Consider the following 10,106-nt stretch of genomic DNA (forward strand, 5'->3'; position numbering starts at 1 on the left):
TTACCTAACCAATTTTTTCTACTTTCTAAATAATTTTAACTGACATTCCGCAGATAATTTTCTCAAGGAAATAATTAAATGAATTTGCTTGAATATAGCCGTTTATAGCAATCGCCAATCTTCAAAAACACCAAATAATATATTAGTTCTTATTCTGTTTCTAAAATCGCTGTATTCTCTATCTCTTAAAGTGTGTAGACTAAATTGCTCAAAAAATCACGAAGAAATTAAATTTTTCTGCGGAATGTGAGTTTTAACAGTGCAGTAATTCCCAATCCACTAGCTAAAATACCAACAAGCCAAGGATAAATTTGAGAAGATTTAGATATAGTTTCTTGATTATTATCAATTTGTTTTGGACTGGAAACTACAGGTTGGCTATTTTCTGATTTATTAGTTTCTAATGGTTGATTTTCTAGCTTTTTCTGTACAGAATTACCAGGATTAACTGTGACGGGATAACTAACTTGAAAAGGAGTAAAATCTCCCTCTTGAGTCGGTTTCCCTGTTAACTCTAATTGATAAATACCAGGCTGAGGAAAAACAATATTTGCACCAGGAATGTTTTGATATCTTTCAGGAGAAATTGCGATTAAAGTCGGGTTTAAAATCGGCTCATCAGCAGATTCACCTTGAGATTCTAAATACACTTTTAAATCACAATCGCACTGAGACAAAGGAATTAACTCTCCTCCCCGACGAGTTAGAGCAAACCAAGCTTGACTTTCTTCCCCCACACGAGGACTATGATCTGGTTCAATATGAAAAGTAACCCCTACATCAACATTAGTTTGAACATTGTGTGCCAACACTTGAGTAGAGAAAAGGCTGAGTAGTAGTAAACTGCTATGAAAGATTGGGTGTTGCATTTTCGTGTCATGATTATTTGTAAGATTATTACGAGCAAGATGCTCACACTACCTTGATGTACCTTGTACCTTGCTATCTATTCAGTGATTAGTAGCACATCATCAACTGATAACTGATAACTGATAACTGATAACTGATAACTGAGTTAATGTCTATTGCTATCGATCTATTACTTATTAGTACTTTAGGACTTTTTGGCAGCTTTGGTCATTGTGCGGGAATGTGTGGCCCTTTAGCGGTATCTTTTACTTTATCTGGTCAGAGTCAAAAAAATTGGCTTGCAAGTTTTAGCTTTCATCTATTACTCAATTTAGGTCGAGTTATTAGCTATGGTTTAGTAGGGATTGCTCTTGGTAGCGTCGGTTCTTTAATCTTTACAGCAAAATTACGGCAAGTAATGGGTATCTTAACTGGTTTATTGCTGATTTGGCTGGGTTTATCCCGAATTGCTCCCAAAATATTACCCAAGTTACCAATTTTTCATCCTTTGCAGGGACAACTACATCAAAAGCTAAGTATGGCAATGAGTAAAGTTGCCAACACCAAATCTTGGTGGACTCCTCTAATTTTAGGGCTTTTTTGGGGCTTAATTCCTTGTGGTTTTCTCTACATTGCTCAGATTAAAGCAGCCGAAACAGGAAGCATAATCATGGCAGTATTAACCATGCTGGCGTTTGGCTTAGGAACAATGCCAACTATGGTGGGAGTGGGAGTGTCTGCATCTCGTCTCAGTGCAGATCGCAAGAGTCAGTTATTTAACTTAGGTGGTTGGATTACTCTCGTTATTGGGCTTCTAACTTTGATACGTACCCAAGCTATGATCGACTATACAGGACATGGTGCATTGTTGTTACTGATGTTAGCGTTAATTGCTAGACCGATTAGTAAATGGTGGTCTACTCCTTTACAATACCGTCGTTTGATTGGTGTGGGGTCTTATGTTTTGGCGATCGCTCATACCTTGCATATGTTAGATCATTCCCTAAATTGGAATCTGCAAGCAGTATCTTTTATGATTCCTAACCATCAACGAGGTTTATTGTTAGGGGTAGTTGCATTATTGTTAATGACTCCTGCTGCGGTGACAAGTAACGATTATCTACAACAGAAATTAGGTAAGTATTGGCGTAAAGTTCATTTACTTTCTGTCCCTGCTTTAGTTTTAGTGGCGATACACTCTATATTTTTAGGCTCGCATTATCTCGGAGAGTTAAACTTTACTTGGCATCATCAATTAAGAGCGATCGCTCTTACGTTAGTTACTACAATAGTTTTAGGCTTGCGAATTGTGTTTTCTTCATCATCTAAAAAAATTGTAAATTAATTTATTTATTTATTTATTTATTAGCCTCAAATACTAATCGTTGTTTTTTTAAATGAATCGTTTAGAACAATCAATATTAGGTAGACTAGCTGTAGTTAGTTCAACAATAGTTCATGAGTTCTCTTTCCCCCAATCGCGCTACTACTCTAAAAGAAGCTTATCGTATCTGTACTCCTGAACCTTTAGTGGGAGAGGATATTGATAGATATTATGTAGATTTATCTTCGATTCGCAGTACAAAAACAATTAAAAACATTACTAAAAAATTAGAATATATTGAATCAACTGAATATTGTACGATTTTATTTACAGGACATCGAGGTTGTGGCAAAAGTACGGAACTCAGAAAAATTCAGCAACAATTAGAATCAGAATATTATATTGTTTATTTAGAAGCAGATATCGAATTAGATATTAATGATGCTGAATATACAGATTTATATTTACTTATTATTAAAAAAGTTGCAGATGAACTATACAAGATAGGAGCTAAATTCGATCGGCAACTACTAAATAGTTTTGAATCATGGTTTAAAGATATTACTAACGAAACGGAAAAAAGTGTCGAACAAGGTATTAGCTTACAAGTTGATGCTGAAGCTGGTTTTAAAATCCCTTTTATTTCTAAATTATTAGCAAAATTACTAGCTCAAATAAAAGGTTCTCAAAAACAAAAACAGGTAATTAGACAAACTTTACAGAAAGATATTAGTCGCTTGCAAGCAGACATTAACTTTTTATTAGATGATGCTGTGAGAAAATTACAAAAAAAAGCACCACAGTACAAAAAAGGTTTTTTAATTATTTTGGATAACCTAGATCGAATTCCTGTAAATGTAGGTAATCATCTATTTTTTGATTATGCTGCTCAATTACAAAGTTTACATACTACTATTATCTACACTGCTCCTATTTCTGCCGTTTATTCCGCTCGAAACTTAAATAAAAATTTCGGTAGTCCTAATATTATGCCGATGGTTAATATCTATGAATATGAACTAAATAATTGCTATCTAGAATACAAAGAAGATAGGTTAGAAATTTTCGCTAGTTTAATCGAACAGCGAGTTGATATTGATGCTGTATTTGAATCTCGTCAGCAACTATTGGATTTAGTAAGAGCAAGTGGTGGTCATGTACGTCAACTAATGCAAATGACAGCAAGAGCTTGTTTAACAGCTTCTGAAAGTAAAGTAACTACTGAAGATGTTAGCTATGCCATCAAAGAAGAAAAGTTCAACTTTGAGAGAATTACACTAAATGAATATTATTCTGTTTTAGCGCAGGTCTGTTTAACTAAAAATATAAATAAAGATCCAATCGGACAATTATTATTGTCAAATCTATCTGTTTTAGAATACAACGGGGATAATCGCTGGAACTATATTAATCCTGTTATAAAATCAAGCTCTCTTTTTCGGGAAGCACTAGCAAATGAACAGCAATAATCGGGAAATAGTTAATACAGTTGATGAAGTAGAAAATAATAAATTATTTTGGGAAATTAATCAGCAAGCTTTTACTGAGCTTTTGACTTTCGTAGATTTTGTTGATGATAGATTAAATATTGGTTTAGTAGAAATTAATTTTACTCAAGATAGAGATAATTTAATTAAAGAATTAATAACTCATTCAGATTGTCAAGATATTCAATTTGAAATTTTAGATTTTCCCGATCCTAATCTCCGTTTTTTGCGAGACGAGTTGCTTACCGCATTAAACAGAATACAAGTTGTTTCTAACAAAAAACTAATTTTACTAATTACTGGCTTAGAAAAATCAATTGGGATTTTAAAAGAATATCCAGCTGTTTTAGCTAATGTTAACTATGTAAGAGATGATTTAGCCCATACAGTTGCTCATCCTATAATCTTCTTTTTACCTGACTATGCTTTAACTCGTCTCGCAAAATATGCTCCTGACTTTTGGGCGTGGAATCGGAAAGTTTTTTATTTTAAAACAGTTCATTCTGTTATAGACACAAGGATAGATAACAATATTTTTTATGAGAGAAACTTTAGTAGTTTCCCATTGGAAGATAAAAAAGAAAGAATTGATTTATTACTACGCTTATTGAGTGAATATAGTGGTGATGAACAGCAAACAAACAAACATAACTCACCAACTATTATGAACTTATACGAGCAATTAGGTATTGCCTATAATTCTATTGGAAACTACAAGCAAGCTATTAATTACCATCAAAAATCATTAGAAATTGCCATAAGCATTAATGATTTGCAAGGAGAAGCTAATTCTTTAAATAATTTAGGTAGCGTTTATTTTTTTATGGGAATGTATCAACAAGCTATAAATTACTATCAACAATCCTTGAATATTGTAAAGCAAATAGGAGATGAGCCAGGACAATCTTATTGTTTTGGCAATTTGGGCAATGTTTATTATTCCCTGGGTGAATATAAAAAAGCAATTGATTTTTATCAAAAATCATTAGATATTGCACAACAGATAAAAGATCGTAAAGGAGAAGCTGTCTCTTTAACAGGTATTGGCAGTGCTTACAATTCTTTAGGAGAATACGACGAAGCAATTAAGTTTCATCAACAATCATTAAAAATTGCACAACAAATTGATAACCTTTATGTAAAAGCAGCGTCTCTAGATAATTTAGGAGGTGCTTATTATTCTTTGGGTAAATATCAACAAGCAATTAATTACTTCCAAAAATCCTTAAATATTGGGCTACAAATCGGAGATCGAAAAGCAGAAGCTAGTTGTTTAATGAATTTAGGTAGTGTTTACTATTCATTAGGAGAATATCAAAAAGCAATTGATTTTTATCAAGAATCGTTAGAAATTCAAAAACAAATTAATAATCTTGCTGGAAAAAGCTCGTGTATAATGAATTTAGGGAATATTGATTATTCTTTAGGTAAATATCAAAAAGCAATTGATTATTTTCAAGAATCTTTAGCAATCTCACAACAAATAGAAAATCGAAAAGCAGAAGCCAATTGCTTAATGAATTTAGGGAATGTTTACTATTCTTTAAAAGAATACCTACCAGCAATTAGCTATTATCAAAATTCATTAAATATTACTCAGCAAATAGATGATATTAAAGGGAAAATCGATTCCTTAAATAACTTAGGAAATGCCTACTATTCTTTAAAGGAATATAAGAAAGCAATTGATTACTATCAACAGTCTTTGAATATTGCACAAAAAATAGGCGATCGCAGTGGTATTAGTAAATCATTAAATAATTTAGGGAATCTTTTTTATTTTCAAGAAGAATATCAACAAGCAATTAATTACTATCGAAAGTCGTTAGATATTACGCAACAATTAGGGGATAGTAGAACACAAGCAATTACCTGGTTTAACTTAGGTGAAGCTTGGCAACAATTACAACAATCATCAGAAGCTAAAGCAGCTTATGGAAAAGCTAGAAAACTATATCAAGAAATGAAATTAGAGAATAAAATAGAGGAATGCAATACAGCAATTCAAAATTTAGAAACCTAAAAAGCATTATTATCAAAATTAGTAACGCTAGATTACATATCTAATTAATCATCCAAGGATTTTATCAAACCAAGCTTCAAAATTATCCCCTAAAACAGTTAAAGAATATTCCGTTTCTGCTTGTTGACGACAATCAATTCGCTCAATAGTATCGATATTTTTCATTGCAGTTACTAAATCATTAATACTATCTGGTTGAACCAGAAAACCTGTTTTGCCATCTCTCACAATTTCCGAAGGTCCTCCGCGACGGTATGCTATTACAGGGACACCACAAGCTAGAGCTTCTATGGCTACATTGCCAAATGCTTCAATCCAACGGGGAGTCATGATTAAAGCGCGGGATTTGCCTAACTCTTGTTGTAATTCTTCTGTAGAAAGAAACCCCATATACTCTATAGGTGCGTCAGGGAAATCTTGCTGTATCTTTTGCCAATAGGCTCGATCTTGAATTTTGCCGTAAATTTTGAGAGGAATCCCTGTAATACTGGCTGCTGTAACCGCATCTTCGAGGGCTTTTTCGGGAGCGATACGCCCTAACCATGCCATACTGTCACCTGGAGTATCACAGAAATTATACAGGGATAAATCGATCGCACTACTCAAAATTTCGCACTTATTTGCAAAGGGAAAGGTTTCTGCCTGAGATTTGGTATAAACTCCAATACAGTTAGGATATTTCTCAGCAATCTGATTCATAACAGCATCTAGAGCTTCTGTCATTGACCCCATACTGATAAAATGAGCTACTTTGGTACGAAAGAAAGGTGTGAGATAAAATGGCAGCCAATCAAAGGCAAAATTAACTATTAGGTCATAATTATCCTGTACCTGACGAGCATATTCCCACATATTAGCTAAAGCAGGATTTTCAGGCATATAGATAGGTACATTACGCCCTTGAGTTTGCACTGCTATTTGTAGTTCTCCTGCAATTTCCGTAACACGAATTCCTTTTAACACAGAGCCAGTGGGTGCAACTACTTCGATTTGATGTCCCCGTTGCTGTAACTCTTGTGCCACATTCTGTACTGTCAATTCTACACCTCCTCCTTGTCCTGTACCTAACGCACCAACAGGAGTAGATATAAAAAGTAGTGTTCTTTGGGGAGAGTTCATAAATCGTTTTTAAATTAAGGTTTGGAATAAATACGATATTACTGTTCATTGTTCGTTGTTCGTTGCTGTTTGTTGGTGGTTATTCAAATCAAGCCGAAGGATAAATATCAAAATGACAATTTAGTTTTAATCCTTTTCTGAGCAAGGCTTTGTAGTGAGATGATTTGATAACGTAAGAGCCAAAACGCTCTAAATGGGGATTTTGTAGTTGAGCATCAAATACTGTATATTCTCGTTTTCGTAAATGCTCTACTAACTTTACCATTGCCACTTTAGAGCCGTCGGGAATATTAAAAAACATCGATTCCCCAATAAATACACCACCTATAGCAAGCCCTAAAATACCCCCTGCTAACTTATCATCTTGCCAAGTTTCAAAACTATATGCCCATCCTGCTTTATTGAGAGCAAGATAAATTTGTTTTAACTCTGGTGAAATCCAAGTAGTTTCTCGATTTGCACAACCATCGCAAACTCCCTGAAAATCCTGATTAATAGCTACGGAAAAACGTTCTTGATTAATTACTCTGCGTAAAGATTTGGGATAACGAAAGCGTTCATCTAAAGGGATTAAAGTACGCTGATTACTCGAATACCAACCTAAGTTATCTTCCCCATCATCTGTCATCAAAAAATAACCTTTACTGTATCCTTCAATAATTGTAGGTATATCGAAATCTATATTCATAATCTGCTACAACGCACAATATTAATGCTTAAATACAAGTATAAAAAGAAGCTAGTAGTTAATAACTAACTGTGAATAAAGTAATGAATCAAGAAGCTCAACCCATACCCCCTATTACTTTACCTCCCATTGAAAAACCAGAAAAAGAAAAACAATGGCTTAAGGAGTCATTGCATACATGGTTAGATGAGGAATTTATTCCTGAAGTTGTTAACGAAACCATTGCTATTAGAGCTTCCGAAATCTTTGTTCGTCAACGTCTGGAAGGAGAAAACGATCTGGGTTCATTAGTTATTGCTATTGTGACAGAAATGGCATCTTTTGACTTTAGCCGTAGCTTTTATGGCGAATTTGCGATCGCTAATGCCGTAAGCGATCTAATATTAGATAGTCTGGGAATCGATCGCTGTTGTGGAGCATGAATTAAGAAAGAAGGAGCAAGGAGCAAGGAAAAAGGAAAAGACAGCAAGCAACTTAACTTTGTCATCAATGGAGTTATTGTCATGGCAGCTTATGTGTTGAATATGCCTCCTGTAGCTAGATTATCTGATGAGCAGTTTTATCAAATTTGTCAGGCTAATCGCGATCTTAGATTAGAGCTTACAGTCGATGGAGAGTTAATAATTATGCCTCCTACTGGTGGAGAAACAGGAAAAATCAACTCAGATTTAATAGCAGATTTGGTTGTCTGGAATCGTCAAGCCAAATTAGGAATTGTGTTTGATTCTTCCACTGGTTTTAAACTACCTAATGGAGCTAAACGTTCTCCTGATGCAGCCTGGATTCCCGTCGCTAAATGGAATAATTTAACTACAGACGAAAAACAGAAGTTTTTACCTCTTTGTCCTGATTTTGTCATCGAGTTACGTTCTTCTACGGATAATTTGGTAACTTTACAAAACAAGATGCAAGAGTATATAGCTAATGGTGCTGTTTTGGGCTGGTTAATTAATCCTCAAGACAAGCAGATAGAAATATATCGTTTGGGAAAAGAGGTTGAACTGTTAAATTCTCCTCAGAGTATCTCAGGAGAAAGCATCTTATCAGGATTTGTTTTAAATTTAGAACCTATTTGGTCATAATTAATAATTTGCTACTTGTTACTTCGTCCCTAATAGAATCGATCGGAATAAATGTAAGAAGTCTATTTTCACGATTTTCCAGACGATGCTTACCAAAGACTACTATAAGAATTTTTAATTATTTCTCGTCTTTTCTCTGCTATGGTCAAAATTAAGAGAGTAGCAAGCGGAATATAAAATTGTGGCAAGGGTTTGTTTTGAACAGGTTACTAAGCAATACGAAAACGGCTTTGTGGCGGTAAAAAATCTCAATTTTGAGGTTGCAGAAGGAGAATTTCTCGTACTGGTAGGACCTTCTGGCTGTGGTAAAACGACATCATTAAGGATGCTGGCAGGTTTAGAATCTGTAAGTAGTGGTAATATTTATATCGGCGATCGCAATGTTAACAATATATCATCAAAAGATCGCAATATAGCGATGGTGTTTCAATCTTATGCCCTCTATCCCCATATGTCGGTATTTGATAATATGGCGTTTAGTTTAGAGCTTCAAGGCTATAGTAGAGCTGAAACTAAGGAGCGAGTACAAGCAGCAGCGCAACAGTTGGGTATCGAACAACTTTTGGATCGCAAACCGAAACAACTTTCTGGGGGACAGCGACAACGGGTAGCGGTAGGTAGGGCTATTGTGCGAAAACCAACGGTTTTTTTGATGGATGAGCCGTTATCTAACTTAGATGCTAAATTACGTACCCAAGCGCGAGTAGAGCTTAGTAAGCTGCATAAAGATTTGGCGACTACTTTCATTTATGTGACTCACGATCAGGTAGAAGCGATGACAATGGGTACTCGGATTGCAGTCTTAAATCAAGGTATCTTACAGCAAATAGACACGCCACAGAATCTCTATGAAAATCCTGCTAATATCTTCGTAGCGGGTTTTATGGGTAGCCCTGCAATGAATTTTTTAACGGGAACCATTCAACAAGAAGAAGATAACTTATATGTTCAAACCAAGTCTTTAAAGTTGCCTATTCCCCTAGAACAACAAGCACGATACAAGGAATATATCGGAAAAGAAATTACCTTTGGAATTCGTCCAGAAAATATTTACAGTGAGGAATTTTTACCCCCCAAAACTGAACCCTTTCCTGTGAAAGCAGAAGTTACAGTGGTAGAAATGATGGGACATGAAGCGATTGTTTATTGTACCCTTGCAGATGGACAGGAATTAGTTGCTAGAGTCGATCCACGTTCGCATTTTAACCCCAAGGAAACTGTTACCTTACTGTTCGATCTCAACCGTTTTCATTTATTCGATCGAGAACAAGAACATCAACTATAACCCTCTTTTGTCACTTTCCGAGAGAGTTATCTTTAAAAGTCTTATCAGTTAGTCGATACAGGCTTTCGTAGTCCCAAAATCATTTTCTTGTATTTACTATTAGAAAATAATGGCTTTGTCCCTTATCGTTTGGTAATGGGTCTAGGTAGAGTCGAGGGAGAGTATTACCTCTCGCCCCTCTCTGTGAAATCTGGACGTACCCGTTTCCGTGTATCCAGCTTCCGAAAATCTTAGTCTTTACGACTGTTG

Annotated in this window: 9 protein-coding genes; 6 read left to right on the forward strand and 3 right to left on the reverse strand. The window is 35.0% G+C overall.

The window, feature by feature from the left end:
- Positions 1 to 227: 227 nt before the first annotated feature.
- Positions 228 to 869, reverse strand: a complete 642-nt coding sequence (locus H1P_RS26995; protein WP_144873510.1) for a hypothetical protein — start codon at positions 867 to 869, stop codon at positions 228 to 230.
- 149 nt (positions 870 to 1,018) lie between these two features.
- Between H1P_RS26995 and H1P_RS27000 the strand changes: the two genes are divergently transcribed.
- The 3 genes from H1P_RS27000 (at position 1,019) to H1P_RS27010 (ending at position 5,683) form a co-directional block, all read left to right on the forward strand.
- Positions 1,019 to 2,194, forward strand: a complete 1,176-nt coding sequence (locus H1P_RS27000; RefSeq protein WP_144873515.1) for an urease accessory protein UreH domain-containing protein — start codon at positions 1,019 to 1,021, stop codon at positions 2,192 to 2,194.
- A 113-nt stretch (positions 2,195 to 2,307) separates the two neighbouring features.
- A complete protein-coding gene (locus tag H1P_RS27005; RefSeq protein ID WP_144873518.1) occupies positions 2,308 to 3,642 on the forward strand; it encodes an ATPase, T2SS/T4P/T4SS family in 1,335 nt (444 codons plus the stop codon).
- Positions 3,629 to 5,683, forward strand: a complete 2,055-nt coding sequence (locus H1P_RS27010) for a tetratricopeptide repeat protein (protein ID WP_144873521.1) — start codon at positions 3,629 to 3,631, stop codon at positions 5,681 to 5,683. Before H1P_RS27005 ends, H1P_RS27010 begins: the two co-directional genes overlap by 14 nt.
- A 48-nt stretch (positions 5,684 to 5,731) precedes the next feature.
- On the opposite strand, the gene H1P_RS27015 is transcribed toward H1P_RS27010, so the two are convergent.
- Together H1P_RS27015 and aat are read right to left on the reverse strand one after the other, a co-directional pair.
- Positions 5,732 to 6,802 carry a glycosyltransferase family 4 protein gene (locus H1P_RS27015; RefSeq protein WP_144873524.1) on the reverse strand — a complete coding sequence of 357 codons (1,071 nt, stop codon included), beginning with the start codon at positions 6,800 to 6,802 and terminating at the stop codon, positions 5,732 to 5,734.
- 88 nt (positions 6,803 to 6,890) lie between these two features.
- Positions 6,891 to 7,490, reverse strand: a complete 600-nt coding sequence (aat, locus tag H1P_RS27020) for a leucyl/phenylalanyl-tRNA--protein transferase (RefSeq protein WP_186376163.1) — start codon at positions 7,488 to 7,490, stop codon at positions 6,891 to 6,893.
- Between the two features lie 83 nt (positions 7,491 to 7,573).
- Here aat and H1P_RS27025 point away from each other — a divergent pair, with 83 nt between their 5' ends.
- The 3 genes from H1P_RS27025 to H1P_RS27035 all read left to right on the forward strand — a co-directional run bounded on the left by H1P_RS27025 (position 7,574) and on the right by H1P_RS27035 (position 9,857).
- Positions 7,574 to 7,912 (forward strand): hypothetical protein, encoded by a 339-nt coding sequence (locus tag H1P_RS27025; protein WP_144873527.1) that lies wholly within the window; start codon positions 7,574 to 7,576, stop codon positions 7,910 to 7,912.
- An 81-nt stretch (positions 7,913 to 7,993) separates the two neighbouring features.
- Positions 7,994 to 8,572 carry a Uma2 family endonuclease gene (locus H1P_RS27030; protein ID WP_144873530.1) on the forward strand — a complete coding sequence of 193 codons (579 nt, stop codon included), beginning with the start codon at positions 7,994 to 7,996 and terminating at the stop codon, positions 8,570 to 8,572.
- A gap of 181 nt (positions 8,573 to 8,753) precedes the next feature.
- Positions 8,754 to 9,857 carry an ABC transporter ATP-binding protein gene (locus H1P_RS27035; RefSeq protein WP_144873533.1) on the forward strand — a complete coding sequence of 368 codons (1,104 nt, stop codon included), beginning with the start codon at positions 8,754 to 8,756 and terminating at the stop codon, positions 9,855 to 9,857.
- Positions 9,858 to 10,106 lie beyond the last annotated feature (249 nt).

It is taken from the genome of Hyella patelloides LEGE 07179 (genome assembly GCF_900659865.1).
Lineage (GTDB): Bacteria > Cyanobacteriota > Cyanobacteriia > Cyanobacteriales > Xenococcaceae > Hyella > Hyella patelloides.

Bases quoted from the DNA above. Each gene is read 5' to 3' on its own strand.
- aat (WP_186376163.1), bottom strand. From the start codon at position 7,490: ATGAATATAGATTTCGATATACCTACAATTATTGAAGGATACAGTAAA.
- H1P_RS27010 (WP_144873521.1), top strand. From the start codon at position 3,629: ATGAACAGCAATAATCGGGAAATAGTTAATACAGTTGATGAAGTAGAA.
- H1P_RS26995 (WP_144873510.1), bottom strand. From the start codon at position 869: ATGCAACACCCAATCTTTCATAGCAGTTTACTACTACTCAGCCTTTTC.
- H1P_RS27005 (WP_144873518.1), top strand. From the start codon at position 2,308: ATGAGTTCTCTTTCCCCCAATCGCGCTACTACTCTAAAAGAAGCTTAT.
- H1P_RS27000 (WP_144873515.1), top strand. From the start codon at position 1,019: ATGTCTATTGCTATCGATCTATTACTTATTAGTACTTTAGGACTTTTT.
- H1P_RS27025 (WP_144873527.1), top strand. From the start codon at position 7,574: ATGAATCAAGAAGCTCAACCCATACCCCCTATTACTTTACCTCCCATT.
- H1P_RS27030 (WP_144873530.1), top strand. From the start codon at position 7,994: ATGGCAGCTTATGTGTTGAATATGCCTCCTGTAGCTAGATTATCTGAT.
- H1P_RS27015 (WP_144873524.1), bottom strand. From the start codon at position 6,802: ATGAACTCTCCCCAAAGAACACTACTTTTTATATCTACTCCTGTTGGT.